The 23,136-nt window shown below is 64.8% G+C and carries 23 protein-coding genes; 14 read left to right on the forward strand and 9 right to left on the reverse strand.

The annotated features are described in order from the left end of the window. Positions 1–85: 85 nt before the first annotated feature. Positions 86–583, forward strand: coding sequence for a DUF1993 family protein (locus XH83_RS17190; RefSeq protein ID WP_194408295.1), 498 nt, complete (start codon positions 86–88; stop codon positions 581–583). 55 nt (positions 584–638) lie between these two features. Here the strand turns inward: XH83_RS17190 and XH83_RS17195 are convergent, their stop codons facing one another. From XH83_RS17195 to XH83_RS17220, 6 genes are all read right to left on the reverse strand, one after another. Further along, positions 639–1,154, reverse strand: coding sequence for a hypothetical protein (locus XH83_RS17195; protein ID WP_194408097.1), 516 nt, complete (start codon positions 1,152–1,154; stop codon positions 639–641). A gap of 169 nt (positions 1,155–1,323) precedes the next feature. Beyond that, on the reverse strand, positions 1,324–2,313 hold the full coding sequence (locus XH83_RS17200) for a hydroxyacid dehydrogenase (protein ID WP_194408098.1): 990 nt from the start codon (positions 2,311–2,313) through the stop codon (positions 1,324–1,326). 34 nt (positions 2,314–2,347) lie between these two features. Further along, the gene (locus XH83_RS17205) at positions 2,348–3,448 is read right to left on the reverse strand and encodes an ABC transporter ATP-binding protein (RefSeq protein ID WP_194408099.1); all 1,101 of its coding nucleotides are present in this window, start codon (positions 3,446–3,448) and stop codon (positions 2,348–2,350) included. Positions 3,449–3,454: 6 nt separating this feature from the next. Continuing rightward, positions 3,455–4,366 carry a carbohydrate ABC transporter permease gene (locus XH83_RS17210; RefSeq protein WP_194408100.1) on the reverse strand — a complete coding sequence of 304 codons (912 nt, stop codon included), beginning with the start codon at positions 4,364–4,366 and terminating at the stop codon, positions 3,455–3,457. After that, entirely contained in the window at positions 4,366–5,304 is a 939-nt protein-coding gene (locus XH83_RS17215) for a carbohydrate ABC transporter permease (protein ID WP_194408101.1), read from the reverse strand. Before XH83_RS17215 ends, XH83_RS17210 begins: the two co-directional genes overlap by 1 nt. Before the next feature lie 140 nt (positions 5,305–5,444). Continuing rightward, the gene (locus tag XH83_RS17220) at positions 5,445–6,785 is read right to left on the reverse strand and encodes an ABC transporter substrate-binding protein (RefSeq protein WP_194408102.1); all 1,341 of its coding nucleotides are present in this window, start codon (positions 6,783–6,785) and stop codon (positions 5,445–5,447) included. Between the two features lie 463 nt (positions 6,786–7,248). Between XH83_RS17220 and XH83_RS17225 the strand changes: the two genes are divergently transcribed. Both XH83_RS17225 and XH83_RS17230 read left to right on the forward strand, forming a co-directional pair. Next, a complete protein-coding gene (locus tag XH83_RS17225) occupies positions 7,249–8,046 on the forward strand; it encodes a Spy/CpxP family protein refolding chaperone (protein ID WP_194408103.1) in 798 nt (265 codons plus the stop codon). A gap of 112 nt (positions 8,047–8,158) precedes the next feature. Next, the gene (locus XH83_RS17230) at positions 8,159–8,536 is read left to right on the forward strand and encodes a response regulator (RefSeq protein WP_194408104.1); all 378 of its coding nucleotides are present in this window, start codon (positions 8,159–8,161) and stop codon (positions 8,534–8,536) included. 99 nt (positions 8,537–8,635) lie between these two features. Here XH83_RS17230 and XH83_RS17235 read toward each other — a convergent pair whose 3' ends face one another. The 3 genes from XH83_RS17235 to glk all read right to left on the reverse strand — a co-directional run bounded on the left by XH83_RS17235 (position 8,636) and on the right by glk (position 10,271). Continuing rightward, positions 8,636–8,791, reverse strand: a complete 156-nt coding sequence (locus tag XH83_RS17235; RefSeq protein WP_194408105.1) for a hypothetical protein — start codon at positions 8,789–8,791, stop codon at positions 8,636–8,638. A gap of 143 nt (positions 8,792–8,934) precedes the next feature. Beyond that, positions 8,935–9,138, reverse strand: a complete 204-nt coding sequence (locus XH83_RS17240) for a hypothetical protein (protein WP_194408106.1) — start codon at positions 9,136–9,138, stop codon at positions 8,935–8,937. 146 nt (positions 9,139–9,284) lie between these two features. Next, positions 9,285–10,271 carry a glucokinase gene (gene glk, locus XH83_RS17245; RefSeq protein ID WP_194408296.1) on the reverse strand — a complete coding sequence of 329 codons (987 nt, stop codon included), beginning with the start codon at positions 10,269–10,271 and terminating at the stop codon, positions 9,285–9,287. A gap of 260 nt (positions 10,272–10,531) precedes the next feature. Between glk and pncA the strand changes: the two genes are divergently transcribed. From pncA to XH83_RS17300, 11 genes are all read left to right on the forward strand, one after another. Then, the gene (pncA, locus tag XH83_RS17250; protein ID WP_194408107.1) at positions 10,532–11,170 is read left to right on the forward strand and encodes a bifunctional nicotinamidase/pyrazinamidase; all 639 of its coding nucleotides are present in this window, start codon (positions 10,532–10,534) and stop codon (positions 11,168–11,170) included. A 16-nt stretch (positions 11,171–11,186) separates the two neighbouring features. Next, a complete protein-coding gene (locus XH83_RS17255) occupies positions 11,187–12,302 on the forward strand; it encodes an alpha/beta fold hydrolase (RefSeq protein ID WP_194408108.1) in 1,116 nt (371 codons plus the stop codon). 140 nt (positions 12,303–12,442) lie between these two features. Next, positions 12,443–14,476 carry an NAD(+) synthase gene (locus XH83_RS17260; RefSeq protein WP_194408109.1) on the forward strand — a complete coding sequence of 678 codons (2,034 nt, stop codon included), beginning with the start codon at positions 12,443–12,445 and terminating at the stop codon, positions 14,474–14,476. A gap of 33 nt (positions 14,477–14,509) precedes the next feature. Continuing rightward, the gene (locus tag XH83_RS17265; RefSeq protein WP_194408110.1) at positions 14,510–14,893 is read left to right on the forward strand and encodes a GrlR family regulatory protein; all 384 of its coding nucleotides are present in this window, start codon (positions 14,510–14,512) and stop codon (positions 14,891–14,893) included. A 145-nt stretch (positions 14,894–15,038) separates the two neighbouring features. Beyond that, positions 15,039–16,262, forward strand: coding sequence for a DUF1236 domain-containing protein (locus XH83_RS17270; RefSeq protein WP_246776482.1), 1,224 nt, complete (start codon positions 15,039–15,041; stop codon positions 16,260–16,262). Between the two features lie 447 nt (positions 16,263–16,709). Continuing rightward, positions 16,710–17,525, forward strand: coding sequence for a sugar phosphate isomerase/epimerase (locus tag XH83_RS17275; RefSeq protein ID WP_194402035.1), 816 nt, complete (start codon positions 16,710–16,712; stop codon positions 17,523–17,525). 28 nt (positions 17,526–17,553) lie between these two features. Continuing rightward, entirely contained in the window at positions 17,554–19,191 is a 1,638-nt protein-coding gene (locus XH83_RS17280) for an ABC transporter substrate-binding protein (protein WP_194402036.1), read from the forward strand. 3 nt (positions 19,192–19,194) lie between these two features. Continuing rightward, the gene (locus XH83_RS17285) at positions 19,195–20,178 is read left to right on the forward strand and encodes an ABC transporter ATP-binding protein (RefSeq protein WP_194402037.1); all 984 of its coding nucleotides are present in this window, start codon (positions 19,195–19,197) and stop codon (positions 20,176–20,178) included. Continuing rightward, positions 20,175–21,161, forward strand: coding sequence for an ABC transporter ATP-binding protein (locus tag XH83_RS17290; protein WP_194402038.1), 987 nt, complete (start codon positions 20,175–20,177; stop codon positions 21,159–21,161). The genes XH83_RS17285 and XH83_RS17290 overlap by 4 nt, the downstream gene beginning before the upstream one ends. Then, complete coding sequence (locus tag XH83_RS17295; protein ID WP_194402039.1) at positions 21,161–22,090, forward strand: ABC transporter permease; 930 nt, start codon at positions 21,161–21,163, stop codon at positions 22,088–22,090. The genes XH83_RS17290 and XH83_RS17295 overlap by 1 nt, the downstream gene beginning before the upstream one ends. Further along, on the forward strand, positions 22,087–22,947 hold the full coding sequence (locus XH83_RS17300; RefSeq protein WP_194402040.1) for an ABC transporter permease: 861 nt from the start codon (positions 22,087–22,089) through the stop codon (positions 22,945–22,947). The genes XH83_RS17295 and XH83_RS17300 overlap by 4 nt, the downstream gene beginning before the upstream one ends. Positions 22,948–23,136: the final 189 nt, after the last annotated feature.

Below are 23,136 nucleotides of genomic sequence, written 5' to 3' on the forward strand. Positions count from 1 at the left end.
GTGCAGCTCATTACGGCGTGGATTTAGACCAGATGGGAGCTTCTGGCGAGGCGGAATTGAAAGGAATCTCGACGTGACAATCTCGATGTACGAGGCCTCGGTCGGCCTCTTCGTGCCGTATTTGCGTAACCTGTCGGTCCTGCTCGACAAGGGTGTCGCCTATGCGGAGGCCCGCAAGTTCAATCCGGCGGTCCTGCTCGGCATGCGCCTTGCGCCGAACATGTACGATTTGGCGCAGCAGGTCGGCGAGGCCTGCCGCCACGCCACTGTCGCGCCGGCCTTGCTGGCAGAGTGCGAGCCGGTGGCGCTGCCGGCACTGGAGCACGACATGGCCGGGCTTCAGGCGCGCATCGCGACCTCGCTCGAGTTCATTGGAAGCCTGCCCCGCGCGGAGATCGAGGCGGCGGCGGAGCGCAATGTCTTCTTCAAGCTGAAGAACGGGACCGAGCTGCCCTTCACAGGGCGGACGCTGCTGCTGACGTTCAGCGTCCCGCAGTTCTTCTTTCACGTCACGACCGCCTACGACCTGTTGCGGCACGCCGGCGTCGAGCTCGTGAAGAAGGATTATCTCGGAAGAAAATAGAGGCTTGGCGTGCACTCTCCCAGCGGGGAGAGGTGCACGGAGAAAGGCGGCAGCGCTAGGCTTCGCCCTTGCGCTCGTAATCGGCAAGTGAGCTGCGGCCGGCGATCTCGCTGCGCAGTAGCTCGAAGCGCCGCTGCGCCTCGTCTTCCTGGGTGTCGACGAAATGCACCGCGGCCTCGCTCGTCATGGGGCCGCTGACCACGGGCGCGGATTGTTCGCCGATGGTCTCGTGGACGTAATACTGTCCGTCATCGCCGCGATGGACCGTCCATTTGAGACGGATCGCCACCATCGGGCCGGGCCCCACCTTGCTGTAGCCGTCGGCATCGGTGTGCTCCGGCACCAGCGGCTGCTCCTCGACAACAGGATGTTGTTCGAGAGCCGGCTGCTCGTCGATCACTGCCTGCTCATCGGAAGCCAGATGCCCACGGTCTCCAGCGACCACGATTTCGGTCTCGGTGTGACGGACCACTTCGGTCTCGGTCTGGCGGACCACGAGGACGGGCTCGGGGTTCTCCAAAATGCTGGCGATGGTCGCCAGCGCGTGGTCGGTCGGGTCGATATCTGACAAGGGTCCATCCTCCAGCTCGACGCGGCCGGCTAGTTCTGTCCCACTGCCGCCGCGGCCTCGCTTATTACGCGCGTTTGATTAAGGCTGAGTTGGGGCTCGATCTGCACCAAAATGGGACGCTTTCTGGCGTTCCGAAGGCGGGCGCTTGCGTCGCCCGCCCGGAGCTCGCTCAGCCCAGCACGTCCTGATTGATCACGTTCTGCCGGATCGGATCGCCGTCCAGCACACTCAGGATGTTGCGCGCGGTCTGCTCGCTCATGCGCTGGACCGCCTCGACCGTGACGCCCGCGACATGCGGGGCGATGATGACGTTGGGCAGGGCGAACAGCGCGTTGCTGACCGGCGGCGGCTCCACCTCGAACACGTCGATGCCGGCGCCGGCGAGCTTGCCGGAAACCAGGGCGTCGTAGAGCGCCGCTTCCTTCACGATACCGCCGCGCGCGGTGTTGATGAGATAGGATCTCGGCTTCATCCGGCCGATCCTGTCAGTATCGAACAGGCCGATCGTCTCCGGCGTCTTCGGGCAGTGGATGGTGACGAAATCGGCATGAGGCAGCGCGGCATCAAGGTCGGCGACGGGCTCGCAGCCCGCGGCCTTGATCTCCGCGGCAGGCTTGTAGGGATCGTAGACCTGCACCTTCATTTCCAATGCCAGGCAGCGCTTGGCGGTACGGCTGCCGATGCGGCCGAAGCCGATGACCAGCAGGGTCTTGCCGTAGAGATCGAATGGCAGCATGCCGAGCCGGTCGGCCCATTTGCCGTCCTTGACGCAGGCATGCAGCTCCTGTGCGCGCTTGGACAGCGTCAGCATCATGAACAGCGCCGCCTCCGCGACCGAAGGCGAGTTTGCGCTGCCCGCGACCATCAGCGGCACCTTGCGGCGGGAAAGGGCGGGCACGTCGACGGCGTCGTAGCCGACACCGATGCGGGTCACCACCTTCATGTCTTTCGACGCTTCGAGCTCGGTCTCGCCGAAGGCGGTGGCGCCGAGGGCGACACCGTGGACCGGCGCGTGGCTCTTCAGCAAGGCCTCGAAGTCTTTCGCCGAGATCAGGTTCGGAAACTCGACGAGCTCGATATCGTCGCGCTGGGTGAGGAGGGCGCGTGCCCCTTGCGACAAAGTTTGCGTAACGAAAATCTTCTTCTTGTTGGTCGCCATCGTCCCCTGCCTGCGCGAGTTTCTTGAACCGGCGTCACAACACGACGCCGGTCGCCTCGTTTAGCAGGTGCATATTGTTGAGGTCCATCGCCAAACGCATGGGTGCCCCGTCCTTGGCGCCGGCATTGGGATTGACACGTCCGCAAACCGGCGTGCCCTCGAGCCCGAAATAGACCAGCGTCTCCATTCCCATCGGCTCGGTGACGTCGAGCACGGTGTCGAAGGTCTCGACGCCGGGCTCGAGATGCGCGTGCGCCTCGGTGAGATGCTCGGGCCGGAGGCCGAGGAGCAGCTTCTCGGTGCGCGGCAGCGCGTTATAGCGCGCGGCCCGGGCCGGCGGCAGCGCGAAGGCGATGCGGTCGGTGATGCGGATCTGCAGCGTGCCGCCGACATCCTCGAGCCGGCACGGGATGAAGTTCATCGCGGGCGAGCCGATGAAGCCGGCGACGAAGCGTGTGGCTGGCTTGTGATAGAGCTCGTTAGGCGTGCCGATCTGCTCGATCCGTCCCTTGTTCATCACGACGACGCGGTCGGCCAGCGTCATCGCCTCGACCTGGTCGTGGGTGACGTAGACGGTGGTGGTGCGCACCTTCTGATGCACTTTCTTGATCTCGATCCGCATCTGCACGCGGAGCTTGGCGTCGAGATTGGACAGCGGCTCGTCGAATAAGAAGACTTTTGGGTTGCGCACGATGGCCCGGCCCATCGCGACGCGCTGGCGCTGGCCGCCGGAGAGCTGCTTCGGCTTGCGGTCGATCAGGTCGGTGATGTCGAGGAGGCGAGCGGCTTCCGTAACCCGCGCCGTGATCTCGGCCTTGGGATAATGCTTCAGGCGCAGCCCGAAGGACATGTTCTCCGCGACCGTCATGTGCGGATAGAGTGCGTAGTTCTGGAACACCATCGCGATGTCGCGGTCCTTCGGCGGCACGTCGTTGACGACGTCGCCGCCGATCATGATGTCGCCGTCGCTGATGTCCTCGAGCCCCGCGATCATGCGCAGCGTCGTCGACTTGCCGCAGCCGGAGGGACCGACCAGCACGATGAACTCATGGTCTGCGATGTCGAGATCGATGCCGCGCACGGCTTCGACGTCGTCGTAACGCTTAACTACCTTCCGCAAAGCAACGTCAGCCATGAGATATCAACCCTTTGTCGCACCGGCGGTCAGGCCGGCAATGTAGTAGTCCATCAGGAAAGCGTAGATGATCAACGGCGGCGCGGCGCCAAGCAGTGCGCCGGTCATGATCTGTCCCCAGTTGAAGACGTCGCCCTTGATCAGCGTGGTGGTGATGCCGACCGGCAGCACGAGCTGATCCACCGACGTCGTGAACACCAGGGGATAGAGGAACTGGGCCCAGGACACCGTAAAAGCGAAGATGGTTGCGGCGATCAGTCCGGGCAGCGCGACGGGGATGAAGATGCGCGTCAGGGTCTGGAGCCAGGAGGCACCGTCGATGAGGGCGGCCTCATCCAGCTCCTTCGGGATCGAGGCGAAGTAGCCGATCATGATCCAGGTGCAGAACGGCACGGTCAGCGTCGGATAGATGAACACCAGCACGTACCATCGGTTGAGCAGCGTGATGCCGGTCAGGTCCTGAACCATCCCGAGCACCTTGAACAAGGGAATGAACAGAAGGCTGTCCGGAATCAGGTAGGTGAGGAACACACCGGTCGCGAGTGTCGCCGAGCCCCAGAACTTCATCCGGGCCAATGCGAAGGCCGCGGGGATGCTGATCATCATGGTCACGATCACCACGATGATCGAGATGATCGACGAATTCCAGAAGAAGCGCAGAAACTGGTTCGAGCTCAACAGCTCGACATAGTTCGAGAGCGTTGGGTGAAATACCCACCACGGGTTGGTTGCCGCCGAGATCTCCGCACTGCTCTTGAGCGAGGTGATCAGCATGTAGACCGGCGGCGTCAGGAAGAAGATCGCGAACAGCACCAGGAAGAAATAGGACCAGCGCAGCGCCCAGATGCGGTCGCGGCTCATGCTGCCGTATTTGACCTTGCGGGACGGTCCGGCCTTGTCGATTGCGAGTGTGCTCATCAGGCTTCGTTTCCGCGTTTGTTGACATCGCGCAGGATGAAGATCGCAGCGACCGCCAGGATCGGCACCATGAACAGCGAGACGCAGGCGCCGAGCGGAATGTCGCTGCTCTGGATGCCGACCTGGAACGCCCAGGTGGCGAACAGATGCGTCGTATCCAGCGGGCCGCCCGATGTCAGGATGCGCACGATGTCGAAATTGGCGAAGGTGACGATCAGCGAGAACAAGGTGGTGATCGCGATGATATTACGCATCATCGGCAAGGTGATGTGCCAGATCTTCTGCCACCAGTTGGCGCCGTCGATTTCCGCGGCTTCGTACAGCTGGTCGGGCACGGATTTCAGCGCGGCCAGATACATGATCAGGAAGAACGGCGCGCCGTACCAGACGTTGACGAGGATGACGGAGAAACGCGCCCAGAAGGTGTCGCCGAGCCAGGGGATGGGCCCGACACCGAAGAAGGAAAGCGTGTAGTTGAAGGCGCTGTAGGAGGGATCGAACAGCCACAGCCATGCCAACGTGCTCATCGCCGGCGGGATCACCCAGGGCACAAGCAACATGCCACGCCATTTGCGTTGTTTCTTGCCCGGTATGTTGTGGACGAAATGCGCGACGATGAAGCCAATCAGCGCCTTGAAGATCACGGCGGTGACCGCGAAGATGCAGGATTGCCGCACCACCATCCAGAACGTCTCGCGCTTGAACAGGAAGGTGAAGTTGCTGAGGCCGACGAACTTCGTCATCGCCTTGTTCAGCGTCGCGAGGTGAATCGAGTAGAGGGCGGGATAGAGCACGAGCAGCAGGATCAGGAGGATCAGCGGCAGCGTCAGGAAGAACGCAACCGTCGATTTTCGCCCAAGCACGTTGCGCAGGCTCGATCCCTTTCGCGCGCCCGTCGCACGGACAACGCGACCTTGCTCGACGACGACATCAGCCATCTCAGCTTCCTTAAGTCAGCATTCTTGCAACTCTCCAGCCGCGAAGCCGGCAGAGGGTCGGCTTCGCGGTCATGCGGATCGGAGAACGGGATGCGGGCGGGCGCACGCACATGGCGTGAACCCGCCCGGTCAAGCCCCACCTAGCTCCGCATGAAGCCTTCGCACTCGCCCTCGGCCCAGGCGAGCGCCTGATCCATGGTTTCGCCGCGCGCAAAACGCAGCGCCATCTTGGTCAGCGTCGCCTGGAAGTAGATCTGCTGCGCGATTTTGGGCGGCGCCGGCGACGCTGCGATCGACAGCGTCTGGTGCTTGTAGGGGTCCGGATAATGGAAGAGCGTTCCCTTCGGCGGCCCTTCCTCCTCCCAGGTCTTGAGCTTGGTCATGTTCGCATAGGCCGGCAGATCGTAGCCGCCGCTCACCGCGACGAACTTGGCGATCGACGAGGGCGATGACATGTGAACCAGCAGGCTCTTGGCCGCCTCCTTGTTCTTGCCAAAACTCCAGACGCCCCAGAAGTAGGGCAGGTATGGCGCGAACCGTCCCTTCGGCCCGGACGGGAAGCCGTGTGTCCAGCATTGCTCGGCGACCTGCGGTGCGTCGCGCTTGGCAACGGCCCATGCGCTCGGCGGGTTCAGGATCATCGCGCCGCGGCCGGAGATCAGCCATTTGTTGTTGGAGGCGTCGTCCCAGGACGGCGCATCCGACGGCAGGAAGGCGATCAGCTTCTTGTAGAACTCCATGGCCTGGCGAACCTGATCGGTCTTCACCGTGATATCGCCCTTGGCGTTGACGAGCTCGGCGCCGAACGACTGGAAGATCGCGCCGGCGGTGTCGACGCTGTCGGTGGTCTCGCCGAGACCGATGCCGAAGGGAACGCCGGCCTTGTGGCAGGCCTCGGCGGCCTTCAGGAAGGTCTCCATGGTCCAGTTCTCGACCTTGGGGGGGCCGCCGGCCGGATACATCTCCTGCACGTCGATGCCGGCATGCTTCTTCATCAGATCGATGCGCGAGCAGGGGCCCTTGATTTGGCTGCCGGGTGTCGCGGGCACTGCGAGCCATTTGCCGCCCGATTGCCCGAGATATTTGACGGTGCCGTTGACCTCGCCATTCTGCTTGAGCAGCGGCTCCATGACGTCGTTGAGCGGTTCAAGATTTTCGGAATAGGCCTGCGGCCACCAGCTCGGCATCTGAAGGATGTCGTGACCGGACTTGGCCTGGGCTTCCGCCGCGGCGGTGAGCTCGATCTTCTTGTTGTTGCTGGTGATGTAGTCGATGGAGACCTCGACCTTCTCCTTCGCGGCCCATTCATTGACCAGATCGGTCGAGGCCTTGTTGGCGCCTGGCACCCAATGATCCCAGAAGCCGATCGAGAGTTTGCCGGCGGCGTAGGCGCCCCGGACATAGGGCGCCGTGATCAGCGCCGCGGAGGACATTGCAGTGGCAGCCACAAATTGACGTCGCGTCAGTTTCTTGCGTGACATCTCGTTTCCTCGCCTGGGTGTTGTTGTTGGAGTTTCCTCTAAGACTTCTTTTTCAAGTTCTTGTTGTTCGATTTTCTTATTGATGCCGTCGGCCACATGGCAATGCATGAAGCCGCGGCAAATTGGTAGCGCGATCAGATCATGATTGACTGCGTCTGTCGAGAAAGCCGAACGGCCTGCACATAGAACTAACGTTGTGTCCCGGAAGGTCGGCGTATTGTGCCGGTCGTGAGCTGCGCGCGCATGTTTTTGCGACGCACACTTGGCATGAACCGGCCAGGACCGCGCCGTGCGCAATTACGCCGCAGTTTCGAATAAGCCTGCATAAACGCTTCGCGCGAAAGACTTTTCCCGCGTGGACAGCAATTGGCTGCGGCTGGACCGCGAAGCGGCGGAAACGATAGAGTTGCGGCGGGCGCCCCGGCTGCCCAACAGGCGAGTCAGATCGAGGATGGAGACGAGAATGATCAACCCGGCGCCGTCAGCGCGGCTTCACATGCGGCGATGCTTCGCGCTGGGGGCCGTGCTCGCGCTGCTGCTCGGTGCCTCCGCGGTGTCCAATGCCCAAGGTTTGGTCAAGGGCGTTCAGGATGGTGCGGCGGCCGGCAACAAGGCGGCAGGTCCGGTCGGTGGCGTGCTGGGCGGCGCAATTGGCGGCGTGGTTGGCGTTTTCACCGGTGTGCTCGGCGTCGGCAACAACAATGGCAATCAGGCCCCGGCCGCCAAGGACGCTGGCAAGGATGCGGGCAAGGACGCCAAGCAGCAGGGCGCCGCCAAGGACAAGGATGCCAAGGGGGCCAAAGCGGGCAAGGGCTCCAAGGCGAGCAAGGAGGCGAAGAACGCACCGCAAGGCAAAGACAATAATAAGGACGTTACAGTCCTCACCCAGCCTGGCGCGCCGCAGCAGACCGCCGAACAGATCGTCGCCAACAGCGATGCCTATATCGAGCGGATCAAGACCGAGCTGAATCTCACGCCCGATCAGGAGAAGCACTGGTACGGCTTTTCGAGCGCTATGCACTACCTGGGGCATAATGGCGCGGAGCGGCTCAACTTGCGGGTTGCGCGCGCCAAGCGGGATCCGCCCGACGACATCATCGAGCAGATGCGCAACGAGTCGCAATTCTTGATCGACCGGGCCGCCGATCAGCGCAATGTCGCGGATGCCGCCGAGCCGCTGTTTTCGAGCCTCGACGACAAGCAGAAGCAGGTCTTCATTCAGGAGATGGTGCGCCTGAGCCACGAGCGCGGATTGGATTAATCAAGTTGAATCGGATCGGGCGCGTCTGAATTAACGGCGCCCGCCACGATTTCGTGAATCCTTTCCGCAATTGATGTATGGTTAGCTTCGCAAGGCTGACTGCGGGGTTGATATGGCGGACGGACTCTCCGTTTTCCTGGTCGAAGACGAGGCGTTGATCCGGATGATGATGGCCGACATGGTGGTGGAACTCGGCCATCACGTCGTCGCGGAAGCGGACAATGTACGGGACGCGAGCGCGTTCGCCATGACCGCGCAATACGATCTGGCGATCCTCGACATCAATCTCATGGGCGTCTACGTCGATCCCGTCGCCGATCTGATCGAACGTCGCGGAAAGCCGTTTCTGTTCGCCACCGGCTACGGACCTGAATTGCTGCCGTCCTTGCTCCGGCGCCGGCCGATCCTGCGCAAGCCGATCGCGATGGATCAGCTGAAGGCGATGATCGATTCGATGTTTCCGGGAGCTCCGGTCAACGCGCCGCATTAAGTTACGGCAAGGGCGCCGGCCACGTGACGGCGAGAACGCCGCCAACGAAAATGGCCGCCCTTTTGGGGCGGCCATTTGGCGACGGATCTTGTCGCAATCTCACATCAGGCCGGCACCGAGGTCGATGCCATGTGCCATCAGGCCGAACGAGGCGACCAGGCCCGTGCAGCAGAACAGCAAGATGGTCTTGAAGGACGAATTGGCGAAACGCGTTTCGACGACGGCCGGCATCGCGGCGATCGAAATCATGCTCATGTTCATTGCCCCCTTGTTGATCCTGAATTGCATCAGGTGAGGGAACTTCTAGAGCAAAAAGTTTGACATGAGATTGCGAGGCGTCGTTAACGGAGTCGCAATCCAATCCCGCGTTCTCATCGGCCCCGGCCGGATTGCAAGTCTCAGTTGCGGCCGTTCTTCAGCACCGTCGCAATGGTGTGGGCCGTCATGGCCGCGCGGTCCGAAGCGCGCTGGGCGGCCAGCCGGTCTCGCGCCTTTTCCTCGATCAGGAGGTCGATGAGGGCCAGCCGCTTGTTTTCGTCATCCGCCTCGCTCAGCAGGCGATGATAGCGGTGATAGTCAAAACCGAGATCCTGCTTACGCATGTTACGCCCCCGCAGCCACCCCACATACAAGGCAGGATTGTTTCTCATCTGGAACACGCACACAAGCAGGATCCTGTGGGGAACCACGCGTGCGCCGCATTCAGCTGTGAATTGCTGGAACCGGAAGCAGGACTGATAACCTGATCTTAATCCAGATTGGACTCCGCAAACATCTTCAGGCCGACGAAGCTGGCATCGGGCTTGGTCACCAGCCTGGTCGGGATGTTGCGCAAATAGTCCTGGAACCGGCCCTTGGCTTCGAAACGTGCCCGGAACGGGGAGTCCATCAGAAACTCGGGAAAGCGCGGGACAATTCCCCCGGCGATATAGACGCCACCGCGGGCGCCGAACGTCACCGCGAGATTGCCGGCGACCGAGCCGAGGATGGCGCAAAACATATCGAGCGTGGCGCGGCTGACGGGACAACTGCCTTCGAGGGCGGCTTTGGTGATGGCCGCAGCGTCGCGATGCGGCACCTGAGCGCCGTCGACCTCCGCCAAGGCTTCGTAGAGATTCTGTAGTCCGGAACCCGAGAGCGCGCCACGCTCGATCGAGACATGGCCGAGACGTCGGCGCAAGCACGCGATCACGCGTTCCTCGCGCTCGTTCTCCGCCGGCAGGGTCGCGTGTCCGGCTTCGGTGACAACGGCAAGGCGCGCGCCATGGCGTTCGACCAGACAGGAGACGCCAAAGCCGGTTCCAGGTCCGACCACCAGCAAGGGCTCTCCGGGCAGGCCCTCCTGACCGCCGAGCGAGATCAAATCGGCAGGCTGCAAGGCGGGCAGGGACCAGGCGACGACCTCGAAATCGTTGAGCACGTGGACGCTCTCGAAGCCCAGGGCCGGTTGCAGCTCGTTGCCGTCGATGACCCAGGGACTGTTGGTCATGACGCAGCGGTTGTTGGTGACGGGACCCGCCACGGCCAGCACGGCCCTGCGGGGCTGCTCGCCACCGGCCCGGCGCGCCAGGACGTCCGCGATGGCCTCCCGGACGGTCGGGAAGTCGGCGACCTTCACATACTCGATCGGTCCGTCTTGATCGCCTTGAGCCAATTCGCTCCGGCTCAGCGCGAAGCGTGCATTGGTGCCGCCGATATCGGCGAGAAGAATCTGTCCTGTCTTGCCGATATTCATGCCGCCCTCGTGGCTGCCGCCGCCTCGCGGCCGCGGCACCCCTGTCCTCCACTTTTCGACCCGATCCGCCTGCGCGAACAGTGCGAGAATCCGCCCTCGGGTGCACCTAGTCAACACGGACGAGGCCAAAGCGTTGCATCCCGGCAGTCCTCCGGTGACCAATTCGCGCAAGCTTTGCACGGTGCCGGCGGTTGCGAAGCTGCGCGGGAAGACCGACACTCAGGCAGCTTGTCCTGGCGCCGGCGCGCCGGGCACATCGAATGAGACAGGCGATGAAGATTTCCGACTGCGACGTGCTGCTGGCGATCGACGTGCAGAACGACTTCTGCTCCGGCGGAGCGCTCGCCGTTCCCGGCGGTGAGAAGGTCGTCCCCGCCATCAACCGGATCGCCCAAAAATTCGCCAATGTGGTGCTGACCCAGGACTGGCATCCGCGCGACCACGTTTCGTTCGCGCCGAACCATGCGGGCAAGCAGCCGTTCCAGACCATCGAGCTCGACTACGGCACCCAGGTGCTCTGGCCGGCGCATTGCGTGCAGGGCACTTCGGGCGCCGAATTCCATCGCGATCTCGACGTCGTCAGGGCGAGCCTGGTGGTGCGCAAGGGATTTCGCCGCGGCATCGATTCCTATTCGGCATTGTTCGAGAACGACCATCAGACGCCGACGGGCCTGCTCGGCTATTTGCGCGAACGTGAGCTGAAGACCGTCTTCCTCGCCGGTCTCGCGCTGGATTTCTGCGTCCGCTTCTCGGCGGAGGATGCGCGCAAGGCGGGGTTACAGGTGGCGGTGATCGAGGATGCCTGCCGCGGCATCGATCTCGACGGCTCGGTGGCCGCGGCCCATCGCAGCTTTCGCGACCTCGGCATCTCCGTCGTCAGCCTCGAGGCGTTTCTATAAGGATCTTGAGAACGTCATGGTGGACAAGATCGGCAAACAGCCGGGCAGACCGGATCATGCTCCTGATGAGCCGCTGCTCTGGCCGTTCACGGCAGCCCGGCTCGCCATGGACGCTTGCTTCTGGTGGGTCGAGCGCGGCCGGGCCGAGCAGGATGAGAGCAACCTGCCGTGGACGACGCCCAACCGCGTTGCGCTGGAGCTCGCGACGATGCACCTGCGCGATTGCTCGCGAGAGCGCTCCGGTCAGCCAGTACTGGTCTGTGCGCCCTATGCGCTGCATCGGGCCTTGATCGCCGATTTCGCGCCGGGCCACAGTGTGGTGGGGTCCCTGCAGGACGGCGGCATCGGCCGGATCTACCTCACCGATTGGCGGTCAGCCAAACGTGACATGCGCTATCTCTCGATCGACAGCTATCTCGGCGATCTCAACGTCGCCGTCGACGAGATCGGCGCGCCGGTCGATCTGGTCGGCCTGTGCCAGGGCGGCTGGCTGTCGCTGCTCTATGCGGCGCGCTTCCCGGCCAAGGTGCGGCGGCTGGTGCTGGTCGGCGCGCCCGTCGACCTCTCGATCGAGTCCTCGCTCTCCCGGCTCACCCGTAACGCGCCGGGCGTGGTCTACGACCAGCTCGTCGCGCGCGGCGGCGGCAATGTCAGCGGCGGGGAGATGCTTCGCTTGTGGTCCAAGCCGCCGAACCGCGATGATATCGTGGCAGCGTTGCAGAGAGACCTGTTGGACGAGGAGGGCGCGGCGCTGCTCGCGCGCTTCGAGCGCTGGAACGCGGAGACGCTCGATCTGCCGGGCACCTATTATCTGGAGATCGTCAACCGGATCTTCCGGGAGAACCAGATCGCCCGCGGCAGCTTCAAGGCTCTTGGCCGCACGGTCGATCTGAAGGATGTCAAGGCGCCGGTGTTCCTGCTTGCCGGGCTCGACGACGACGTCGTGCCGGCTGCGCAGGCGCTCGCCACAGCCGGTCTCCTCGGCACACCGCCGGCCTTCATTGCTGCGGCTTCCGAGCCGAGCAATCACCTCGGCCTGTTCATGGGCGCGCGCACCCACGCGCATGCCTGGCCGCGGATCGCCGAATGGCTGCGCGACGACCTGTCGGGCGTGCTGGCACGCAGCGCCTGAGCTCGGCGGGCGCTGAACCGGCGGCCCTGCAAGTCCGTTATGCATGACGGCGGATGGCCTGCACGGGACCCGGCCAATGGGCTACATATGATCCGGAGCTGACGGCTTCGGCAGCGAAGAGATCAAAGGTACTGCGCTCGATGACTTTCCACTCGATCTACGCCCACGGATTTGCGCGCGTGGCCGCCTGTGTCACCACCTCCCACGTCGCCGACCCCTCGGCCAACGCCAAGGCCGTGCTGGCGGCGGCCAATGCCTGCCACGAGCAGTCGGTGGCGGTCGCCGTGTTTCCCGAGCTGTGCCTGTCCGGTTATGCGATCGAGGATCTGGTCAAACAGGATCCGCTGCTCGATGCGGTCGAGCGCGGCCTCGCGGGCCTCGTCGAGGCCTCCGCGGGTCTGCTGCCGGTCCTGGTCGTCGGCGCGCCGCTGCGCTTTGGCCATCGCATCTACAATTGCGCTGTCGTCGTCCATCGCGGCAACGTTCTCGGCGTGGTGCCGAAGTCTTACCTGCCGACCTACCGCGAATTCTACGAGGGCCGGCATTTCGCCTCCGGGGCCGGCATGGTCGGAGAGACGATCTCATTTGGCGGGCTGCATGCGCCGTTCGGCGTCGACTTGCTGTTTTCGGCCGAGGACGTCCCGGGCCTCACCATCGGCGTCGAGATCTGCGAGGACATGTGGATCCCGGTGACGCCGTCCGCCGAGCTCGCGCTTGCGGGCGCGAGCGTGCTGATCAATCTTTCGGGCAGCCCGATCACGATCGGCCGGGCGCGCTCGCGCGCACTGCTGTGCCAGTCGACATCGGCGCGCTGTCTCGCGGCTTACGTCTACGCGGCCGCTGGCGCCGGGGAATCGACCACGGATCTGTCGTGGGACGGTCAGACCTCGATCTACGAGAACGGCGTGCTGCTGGCCGAGGGCGAGCGGTTCCGCCAGGGCGGCCAGATCACCACTGCCGATGTCGATCTCGATCTGCTCAGGCAGGAACGTGTGCTGATGGGCACGTTCGACGACAACCGCAGGCAGCGCGAGTCGTTCTACCGCAAGGTGACGTTCGCGCTGAAGCCGCCGGCCGCCGACATCGGCTTCCTGCGCAAGATCGAGCGCTTTCCATTCGTGCCGAGCGACGAAAGCCTGCTCGAGCAGGATTGCTACGAGGCCTACAACATCCAGGTCGCCGGCCTCGTGCAGCGCATGCGCGCCACCGGCACCAAGCGCGTGGTGATCGGCGTCTCGGGCGGGCTCGATTCCACCCACGCCCTGATCGTCGCCGCAAAGGCGGTCGATCTGCTGGGCCTGCCGCGCGAGAACATCCTGGCCTACACCATGCCGGGCTTTGCCACCGGCAGCGAGAGCAAGACCCATGCGCTGGCGCTGATGCAGGCGTTGCAGACGAGCTGGCAGGAGCTCGACATCCGCACCACCGCGACGCAGATGCTGAAGGACATCGGCCATCCCTTCGGCAAGGGCGAGAAGGTCTACGACGTCACCTTCGAGAACGTGCAGGCGGGCCTGCGCACGGACTATCTGTTCCGGCTCGCCAACCATCACGGCGGCATCGTGATCGGAACGGGTGACCTCTCAGAGCTCGCGCTCGGCTGGTGCACCTATGGCGTCGGCGACCAGATGGCGCATTACAACGTCAATGCCGGCGTGCCGAAGACGCTGATCCAGCATTTGATCCGCTGGGTGATCTCCTCGAAGCAGTTCAGCGACGACGTCAACCGCACGCTCGGCGCGATCCTCGTCGCCGAGATCTCGCCGGAGCTCGTGCCGGTGGAGCCCGGCCAGAAGCCGCAGAGCACGGAAGCGTCGGTCGGGCCGTACGAGCTGCAGGATTTCAACCTGTTCTACACGCTACGCTTCGGCATGCGGCCGTCCAAGATCGCCTTCATGGCTCAGCACGCCTGGAAGGACGTGGCCAAGGGCGAATGGCCGCCGGCGTTCCCGAACGACCGGCGCAAGGCCTATGACCTCAAGGATATCAGGCGCTGGCTCGAGGTGTTCCTGCGCCGCTTCTTCGCCTTCAGCCAGTTCAAGCGCTCGGCGATGCCGAACGGCCCCAAGGTCTCGGCGGGCGGTTCGCTGTCGCCCCGCGGCGATTGGCGCGCGCCGTCGGATTCGAGCGCGGCGGCATGGCTAGAAGATCTCGAGCGGAACGTGCCGAACTGATCGAGGCGGCGGAGCGGTGGGGGAGATAATCGGATGGCGGCGGGGGACAGAGCACAAGCGGAGGAAGAGGCCCGCGTCGTCAACGGCCTCTACATCTTCGACATCGAGATGCGCGACGGCAAACGCGGGCAGGCGAGGGGCGTCGTCGTGCTCTGCGACGGGCGCATCATGGGCGGCGACAGCTTCTTCTACTACACCGGCAGCTACACGTTCCGGAACGGCAAGTGGCGCGGCGACATGATCGTCAATCAGCATACCGAAGCCGTCGGCAGGACACTCGCATTCGGCGGCCGGGAGGTCACCTGCGGTTTCTCGGGCGACTATTCCGCCGGCGGCGCCGAGGTCGAAGGCATGGCGCTGGTCGGCAAGACCAGCGTGACATTCACGGCCCGCCTCACACTCAAGGACGCGATGTAATCCCCATCCTCCTTCATTCCTTCTGAGGAACCTTCGTCGCGACGGAGCGTTCGCGTCTGTTGCTGCGACATTGTCGAGGAGAGGGATCATGCGTAAACACTTGATGTTATCGACTGCGGCCGTCGGGCTTATGCTCGCGTCCGGCTTGGCCTATGCCCAGGCCCCCGGTGAGCGCCGAGATGAGCCGCGCCGAACCGAAGAACCGGCGAAGGGCGCTGCCCAGCGCGGCGGCGCCCAAGAACGAGTTCAAGAACGCGTTCAGGAACGAGTCCCGGAGCGCGCACAAGGCGCCCAGGAGCGATTGCAGGGCGCGGGCCGCGAAGAGAAGGGCGGCGCTGCCAAGCAGGAAGCGGCCGACGACAAGCGCCAGCCGGCCAATTCCGCCGATCGTAACCAACCCAAGACGAAGGATCAGGCACAAGAATCCCGCGAGCCCGCGCGCGATCGCAACCGTGAAGCGGAGAGCACGAAGCCGGGACGCGACAGCGGCAAGAGCAGCGCCGAGACCAAGCAGGACAAGTCTTCGCCGCAGAAATCGACGGCCGAGTCCGAGAAATCCAAGACCGGTCCTGCTGCTCAGCAGAACGAGCGGACTGGCGCTGCTGCCAACCAGAAAGAGCAGAACCAGCCGCCGCGCAATGCAGCCGAGCAACAGCCGGCGCAGCAGAACAACCGGCCGGCGACCGCGACCGACACCAACCGGACGGCTCCGACCAACAATGCGCAGACCGCCCCCGGCACCTCGGGCACGCAGACCAATCAAGCCAATCAGACCACGCAGACCAACACGCAGGTCAATCAGCAGACCCAGGTGACGTCCGAGAAGCAGGTGCGGATCTCCGAAACGGTGAGTCGTACACGCCTGGCGCAGCCGGAGCGCAACCTGAACATTTCGATCCGGATCGGCGAGACGATCCCGCCACGCGTCCGTCTCTACCGGGTTCCGCCCGAGATCGTCTCGATCGAACCGGAATATCGGGACTATGAATATTTCGCCACGGAGGATGAGGTCGTCATCGTGGAGCCGCGCACGCATCGCATCGTCAGCCAGGTGCCGCGCGATCCGTCGCGGGCCCGGGCGCAGATGAGCGGCGGCGCTGCCTCGTCGAGTGTGGCCGCCGCCGGCAGCGCGACGGGCAACAACGTGAACTGTCAGGTCATGCGGCGTGACCCGTCGGGCAATGTCGCCCAGGCAGAACCGTCGACCGTCGGCTCGACCGCGCGCACGGATTCGCTGAGCGTGATTGTCCAGATGCCCGGCGGCGGCTCGTCGGCCCCGATCGCCCTCGGTGCCCCCGCAGGCAACATCGTCGTCGCGACGCAAGGGCAGGGCGACTGCACCGTGACGCTCGAGCCGCAGACGCGCTGATCGAACAACCACGCCGAAACGACAACGCGCCGCCCGGATGCCCCACCGGACGGCGCGTTGCTGCGTTCGATTAGAAAGTTTCGAGGTCCGGAGTGCCTAGGAGTCCGGACCTCGTCACCTTGCCCCAGCCTTCAATCCCCCGCCCCATGTGGTCCCCCAACCCCATGTAGCGCGATCAGAGGGTGATGCCCGTGGAAGTGGCCGCCGATCGATGTCCCGCGATGTACGCGAAGGCTGATTAGGATTCCATTCCGGATCACTACGGACACGAATACCGATTGCCATGTCTTTCGACATCGGCATCGCGATCGCGGTCGTCTGAATCCGGAGCGCGCGACCGGCAGGATGTCCACATCTCCTGGCGCTACCGGAACCCAGGTTTCACCGGCCTGTCATTGAACTGGTCTAGCGCTGCTCCCGTCATTGCTGACGGCCAAGGAGCAAGCCATGTCGAAGCCGGTGCTGGGCGCCGCATTGTCCATCAAATCGATCCCTGCGCATCGTGACTGGCTTCTGGAGCGGCAGCGCGATCTCGAAATCCAGGACTTCTTCCGTGCGGATCTTCTGGACGGCGACTGGCGCAGCACGGTCGGGGAGATCAAGCAGATGCTGTCGGGCCATACCGGACGGCTCGGCATCCACGGCCCGTTCTGGGGCTTCAAGATCGACAGCCACGATCCCATGATCCGCCAGGCGGTGACCAAGCGCCTGCTTCAGGGCCTGGATGCCGCAGAATTCCTTGGCGCGACCCAGATGGTGATGCATTCGCCGTTCACGACCTGGGATCACAACAATCTCGATCTCTATCCCGATAACCGCGCCAACATCGTGGAACGCGTCAAGGCGACGCTGGCGGAGGTGATCGCACGCGCCGAAACCATCGGCTGCGAAATCGTCATCGAGAACATCGAGGACAAGGATCCGAGCGACCGCGTGCGTCTCGCCAAGGCGCTCGAAAGCGCCAAGGTCCGCGTCTCGCTCGATACGGGTCACGCCAATTACGCCCACATTTCCACCGGCGCTCCGCCTGTCGACTATTACGTGGAGACAGCCGGCGACATGCTGACCCACGTGCATCTGCAGGACACTGACGGCTTTGCTGACCGGCACTGGGCGCCGGGCGAAGGCAACATCCCCTGGGTCGCCGTATTCCGCGCGCTGGGACGGCTGACGTCGAACCCGCGCCTGATCCTCGAGCTTCGCAATCACGACGACGTCCGCGCCGGCGCAGCCCATCTCGCCGCGCTCGGCCTCGCTGAATAACCGCACCATCCAGGCAGGGGTCACCGCAATGAGCAGATTTACCCGTCGTACCATCCTGAAATCCGGCGGCGCGGCCGCCAGTACATTGCTGCTGCCGCGCTTTGCCATCGCGCAAGGAGACAACCGTCCGGCGGTGACGATCGCCGTGCAGAAGGTCACCAACGCGAATGTGCTCGACGTGCTGCGCGAGCAGTCCAATGTCGGCGAGCGCGTGTTCTTTTCCTCGATCTGGGAAGGCCTGATCTCGAAGAACTGGCGCGGCAACCTCGAAGCCGTGCCGGGCCTTGCCACCGAATGGCGCCGCATCGACGACCAGACCGTCGAGGTGAAGCTGCGCCAGGGCGTCAAGTTCCACAATGGCGATGAGCTCACGGCCGAAGACGTCGTCTTCACCTTCAGCCGCGAGCGCATGTTCGGCGAGACCGAGGCCAAGAGCCGCTCCACCATCCAGGCCTTCGAGAAGATTCCGACGCCGCGGCCCGGCAAGGAGCTGCCGCCTGACGTGCCCGCCGTCGCGCGCCGCATCTGGCCGGACCTCGTGCGCGTCGATGCCGTCGATAAATACACCGTGCGCTTCTACAACGCGACGCCCGACGTCACGATCGAAGGGCGGCTGTCGCGCTACGGCTCCGACATCATGAACCGCCGCGCCTGGGACGAGTCCGCGAGCTATCTCGACTGGGCGCGCAAGCCGGTCACGACCGGCCCCTACAAGGTCGTCGAGCTCAAGCCCGACGTGTCGCTGACCCTGGAAGCGCACGACGAATATTGGGGTGGCCGTCCGCCGCTCAAGCGCATCCGCTTCCTCGAAGTGCCTGAGGTCGCGAGCCGCATCAACGGGCTCTTGTCGGGCGAATACCAGTTCGCCTGCGACATCCCGCCGGACCAGATCGCCGGCATTGAGAAGAATGCCGCGTTCGAAGTGCAGGGCGGCACCATCCTCAATCACCGCCTGACCGTGTTCGACAAGAACCACGCCGTACTCGCCAATCCGCTCGTCAGGCGCGCCTTCACCCACGCGATCGACCGCCAGGCCATCGTGGACAGCCTGTGGGCCGGCCGCACCCGCGTGCCGAAAGGCCTGCAGTGGGAGTTCTACGGCGACATGTTCAACGCCGACTGGAGCGTGCCGGCTTACGATCCGAAGCTCGCGCAGGATCTGTTGAAGCAGGCCAATTACAAGGGAGATCCGATTCCGTATCGCCTGCTCAACAACTACTACACCAATCAGGTCGCGACCGCGCAGGTGCTGGTCGAGATGTGGAAATCGGTCGGCCTCAACGTCCAGATCGAGACCAAGGAGAACTGGTCGCAGATCATGGAGCGTGCGCCGACACGCGCCGTGCGCGACTGGTCGAACTCGGCGGCCTTCAACGATCCGGTCTCCTCGCTGGTCGCCCAGCACGGCCCGAACGGCCAGCAGCAGCAGATCGGCGAATGGACCAATGCCGAGCTGAACAAGCTCTCGGAGTTCCTGGAGACCTCGACCGACCGCGCGGCGCGCAAGAAGGCGTTCCGTCGCATGCTGGAGATCGCCGAGCGCGAGGACCCCGCCTACACGGTGCTGCACCAGAACGCGACCTTCACGGCCAAGCCGAAATCGATCAAGTGGAAGGCATCGCCGGCCTTCGCGATGGATTTCCGCGCCGGCAATTTCGAGGCCTAGGCCGTGACACCGCTGGTCAGCATTCAGGATCTGCGCGTCGCCTTTGCCAGCGTGCCGGTCCTGCGCGGGATCGATCTTGCGCTCGGCAAGGGCGAGGCCGTCGGCCTCGTCGGCGAGTCCGGCTCCGGCAAGTCGGTCACTTGGCTTGCCGCCCTCGGGCTTCTGCCACGGCATGCGCAGGTCTCCGGCTCGGTGCGGCTCGAGGGGCGCGAGATCCTCGGCGCGCCCGCGGCTGCGCTTGACCAGGTCAGGGGCGGGCGCATTGCCATGATCTTCCAGGATCCGGCGAGCGCGCTCAACCCGGTGCTGACCATCCGCAGGCAGCTCTGCGAAGCATTGGCGCTGCATCGCGATCTCCAAGGCAATGCCGTGAAGGCGGAAGCGCGGCGGTTGCTCGATCTTGTCGGCATCCCCGATGCAGGCCGGCGGCTGGAAGCCTATCCGCACGAATTCTCCGGCGGCCAGGTCCAGCGCATCATGATCGCGATGGCGCTCGCCGGAAATCCGGATCTCCTGATAGCGGACGAGCCGACCACCGCGCTCGATGCCACCATCCAGGCGCAAATCCTGGAGCTGCTCTCCACCGTTCGCCGCGAGTTCGGCATGGCAATGGTCCTGATTAGCCACGATCTCGGCGTCGTTGCGGAGAACTGCGACCGCGTCGCGGTGATGTATGCCGGCCGCATCGTCGAGCAGGCCCCCAGCAACCAGCTCTTCGCCGATCCCGTGCATCCCTATGCGCAGGGCCTGATCGGCGCGCTGCCGCCGCTCGACGGACCCCGCCGGCGCCTCACCGCCATTCCAGGCACGGTGCCTGATCCCGCGAAGATGCCGTCCGGTTGCGCCTTTGCGCCGCGTTGCACGTTGGCCGCAGAGTCGTGCGGGCTTGCGGCACCAACCCTTGCACCGATCGCGAATGACCGCAGCGTTGCCTGCATCCGCGCCGAGGCCTCGCGCCACGCGCTGCTCGGGATCGCTGCCGAATGAGCGCGCCGCTCGTTGAGGTGTCTGCGATCTCGCGCAGCTACGCGATGCGCTCCGGCATGTTCGGCCGCGCTACGGCCGTGCACGCCGTCGACGGCGTATCGCTGACGATTGCCAGGGGCGAGACGCTCGGTCTCGTGGGCGAGTCCGGCTCGGGCAAGTCGACCACCGGCCGCATCGTGCTCGGCCTCGAGCCGCCCGATCGCGGCGAGGTGCACTTCGACGGCAAGCCGATGGCCGTGCAGGGAACGGCCGCGTGGCGTGCGCAGCGGGCACGCATGCAGATGATCTTTCAGGACCCGCTCGGCGCGCTCGACCGGCGCCTGCCGGTCGCGGCGCAGATCCGCGAGCCCCTCGACATTCACGGCGTCGGCACGCCGGCGATGCGCGACGAGCGTGTCCGCGAGCTCCTGCGCGCGGTCGAGCTGACGCCCGCGCATGGCGCACGTTATCCCGGCGCGCTCTCCGGCGGCCAGCGTCAGCGCATCGTGCTGGCGCGGGCGCTCGCCACGAAGCCCGATTTCTTGGTCTGCGACGAGCCGGTCAGCGCGCTCGACGTCTCGATCCAGGCCCAGGTGGTGAACCTGCTCTGCGATCTCCAGGCCGAGCTGTCGCTGACGCTGCTGTTCATCAGCCACGATCTGCGCGTCGTCAGGCAAATCAGCGATGTCGTCGCCGTGATGTATCTCGGCCGCATCGTCGAGATCGGCAGCGCCGATGATCTCTTTGCCCGTCCGGAGCATCCCTACACGCAGGCCCTCGTCTCGGCATCGCCGGCGCCGGGCCGCCGCAGCGCCGGCCGCATCGTGCTTTCAGGCGATCCGCCGAATCCGGCGGCGCGGCCGCAAGGCTGCGCTTTCCATCCGCGCTGCCCGCGCGCCATCGCACGCTGCGCAAGCGAGGTGCCGGCGCTGTCTGCCGTCGGCGGTGACAGGCAGGTGGCCTGCCATCTCGTGACGAGCGCTCAAACGCAGGACGCCGCGTGATGGGACGCTATGTCGCCATTCGCGTTGGACGGGCCGCGCTCACGATCGTGCTTGTCGTCACCTTCGCCTTCGTCGTGCTGCGGCTGTCAGGCGATCCCGCGCTGATGATCCTGGGGCCCGAGGCGCCGCCCGAGGTGCTCGCTGCGTTCCGCAAGGCCTGGGGCCTCGATGATCCCATCTGGTTTCAATATCTCGATTATTTCGGCGCCATCGCCAAGGGCGAGCTTGGCCGCTCCATGCGTGATGGCCGGCCCGCGATCGAGCTGGTGCTGGAACGGGTCCCGGCGACGCTGGCGCTGACGCTGCCGGCGTTCTTCTTCAAGGTCGCGCTCGGCGTTCCCGCCGGCATCTACGCCGCGCTGCACCGGGGCTCCGCCATCGACCGAGCCGTGATGACGACGGCGGTTGCGGGCTTTACCGTGCCGAGCTTCGTGCTCGCGCTGATCCTGGTGCTCGTCTTCTCCGTGCAACTCGGCTGGCTGCCCTCGGGCGGGCAGGACAGCTGGCGTCACGCCATCCTGCCGATCGCGACACTGAGCTTAGGGGGCGCCGCCGTGCTGGCGCGCTTTACCCGCAGCGCGATGCTGGAGGTGCTGGGCCAGCCCTATATCCGCACCGCATCTGCCAAGGGCGTGCCGTGGCGCAACGTGGTGACGTCGCACGCGTTGCCGAATGCAGCGATCCCGACCGTGACCATTTTGGGATTCATGGTGGGCACCCTGATCGCGGGCGCGGTGGTGGTGGAGAGCGTGTTCGCCTGGCCGGGAGGAGGGCGGCTGCTCGTCGTTGCGGTTGCCAACCGTGACCTCGCCGTCGTGCAATGCATCCTCTTGCTGGTCGCGATGACCATGGTCACCTCGAACCTGGTCGTCGATTTCCTCTATGGCTTCCTCGATCCGCGCCTGCGCGCCAAGGGGGCGCACGCATGACCGACGCCACGTTGAAGGACGCAGGCGTACGTCGCCGCGTCAGCCTGCCGGCGATCCCGGTCTCGGTTGCGCTCGCCATCACCTGGATCGTTGCGATGCTGGTGATCGCGGCCTTCGCCGAGAAGATCGCGCACTACGGCTATACCCAGCTCGATTTGCGCAACCGGCTGGCCGCGCCCGGCAATTTCGCGCACTGGCTTGGCACCGACGAGCTCGGCCGCGACGTGCTGTCGCGTCTGCTCGTCTCGATCCGCATCTCGCTGCTGATCGCGTTCGGCGCCACCGCGATCTCGGCCGTGGTCGGCACCATGCTTGGCTTCCTCGCCGCGCATTTCCGCGGGGTTGTCGAGCAGCTCGTGCTGATGCTGACCGACTTCCAGGCCAGCATGCCCTTTTTGATCATGGCGCTGGCCGTGCTCGCCTTCTTCGGCAATTCGCTGCCGCTCTTGATCGGCCTGATGGGATTGTTCGGCTGGGAGCGCTACGCCCGCATCGCGCGCGGCCTTGCCATCTCCGCCAACGCGCAAGGCTACGCCGCCGCGGTCCGCCAGCTGGGCGCGACACCGCCGCGGATTTACCTCCGGCACATCCTGCCCAACATCGCCTCCACCCTGATCGTCTCGACGACGCTGGTCTTTCCCGAGGTGATCCTGATGGAATCGGGCCTGTCCTTCCTCGGCCTCGGCGTGCAGCCGCCGATGACCAGCCTCGGCAACATGGTCGGCTATGGCCGGGAATACTTGACGAGGGCGCCCTGGATCATGCTGGCCCCGGCGACAACGATCGTGGTCACGACGCTGGCGGTCTCCGTCATCGGCGACTGGCTGCGCGACCGGCTGGACCCGACCTTGCAGTAGGTCTCGTGTCCCGGACGCGGTGCGGCGCGTAGTGCCGCTCCGCAGAGCCGGGACCCGTGCCTCCGCGAGATTCTGGGCCCCGGCTCAGCAGCGCACCGTCGAAGTGACGCTGCGCTGCGTCCGGGGCACCACAGAGAGCCCGCGCCGGGAGCAGGGGAGCCCTGTCATGCCCAAGTTCCCGTTGCGCGC

Source organism: Bradyrhizobium sp. CCBAU 53351, from assembly GCF_015291745.1.
In the GTDB taxonomy this organism is placed as follows: domain Bacteria; phylum Pseudomonadota; class Alphaproteobacteria; order Rhizobiales; family Xanthobacteraceae; genus Bradyrhizobium.

What these genes read in the sequence shown, in the direction of transcription:
- XH83_RS17190 (WP_194408295.1), top strand. Translation starts at nt 86, where the DNA reads ATGTACGAGGCCTCGGTCGGCCTCTTCGTGCCGTATTTGCGTAACCTG.
- XH83_RS17200 (WP_194408098.1), bottom strand. Translation starts at nt 2,313, where the DNA reads ATGGCGACCAACAAGAAGAAGATTTTCGTTACGCAAACTTTGTCGCAA.
- XH83_RS17205 (WP_194408099.1), bottom strand. Translation starts at nt 3,448, where the DNA reads ATGGCTGACGTTGCTTTGCGGAAGGTAGTTAAGCGTTACGACGACGTC.
- XH83_RS17210 (WP_194408100.1), bottom strand. Translation starts at nt 4,366, where the DNA reads ATGAGCACACTCGCAATCGACAAGGCCGGACCGTCCCGCAAGGTCAAA.
- XH83_RS17215 (WP_194408101.1), bottom strand. Translation starts at nt 5,304, where the DNA reads ATGGCTGATGTCGTCGTCGAGCAAGGTCGCGTTGTCCGTGCGACGGGC.
- XH83_RS17220 (WP_194408102.1), bottom strand. Translation starts at nt 6,785, where the DNA reads ATGTCACGCAAGAAACTGACGCGACGTCAATTTGTGGCTGCCACTGCA.
- XH83_RS17225 (WP_194408103.1), top strand. Translation starts at nt 7,249, where the DNA reads ATGATCAACCCGGCGCCGTCAGCGCGGCTTCACATGCGGCGATGCTTC.
- XH83_RS17230 (WP_194408104.1), top strand. Translation starts at nt 8,159, where the DNA reads ATGGCGGACGGACTCTCCGTTTTCCTGGTCGAAGACGAGGCGTTGATC.
- XH83_RS17235 (WP_194408105.1), bottom strand. Translation starts at nt 8,791, where the DNA reads ATGAGCATGATTTCGATCGCCGCGATGCCGGCCGTCGTCGAAACGCGT.
- XH83_RS17240 (WP_194408106.1), bottom strand. Translation starts at nt 9,138, where the DNA reads ATGCGTAAGCAGGATCTCGGTTTTGACTATCACCGCTATCATCGCCTG.
- glk (WP_194408296.1), bottom strand. Translation starts at nt 10,271, where the DNA reads ATGAATATCGGCAAGACAGGACAGATTCTTCTCGCCGATATCGGCGGC.
- pncA (WP_194408107.1), top strand. Translation starts at nt 10,532, where the DNA reads ATGAGACAGGCGATGAAGATTTCCGACTGCGACGTGCTGCTGGCGATC.
- XH83_RS17255 (WP_194408108.1), top strand. Translation starts at nt 11,187, where the DNA reads ATGGTGGACAAGATCGGCAAACAGCCGGGCAGACCGGATCATGCTCCT.
- XH83_RS17260 (WP_194408109.1), top strand. Translation starts at nt 12,443, where the DNA reads ATGACTTTCCACTCGATCTACGCCCACGGATTTGCGCGCGTGGCCGCC.
- XH83_RS17265 (WP_194408110.1), top strand. Translation starts at nt 14,510, where the DNA reads ATGGCGGCGGGGGACAGAGCACAAGCGGAGGAAGAGGCCCGCGTCGTC.
- XH83_RS17275 (WP_194402035.1), top strand. Translation starts at nt 16,710, where the DNA reads ATGTCGAAGCCGGTGCTGGGCGCCGCATTGTCCATCAAATCGATCCCT.
- XH83_RS17280 (WP_194402036.1), top strand. Translation starts at nt 17,554, where the DNA reads ATGAGCAGATTTACCCGTCGTACCATCCTGAAATCCGGCGGCGCGGCC.
- XH83_RS17290 (WP_194402038.1), top strand. Translation starts at nt 20,175, where the DNA reads ATGAGCGCGCCGCTCGTTGAGGTGTCTGCGATCTCGCGCAGCTACGCG.
- XH83_RS17295 (WP_194402039.1), top strand. Translation starts at nt 21,161, where the DNA reads ATGGGACGCTATGTCGCCATTCGCGTTGGACGGGCCGCGCTCACGATC.
- XH83_RS17300 (WP_194402040.1), top strand. Translation starts at nt 22,087, where the DNA reads ATGACCGACGCCACGTTGAAGGACGCAGGCGTACGTCGCCGCGTCAGC.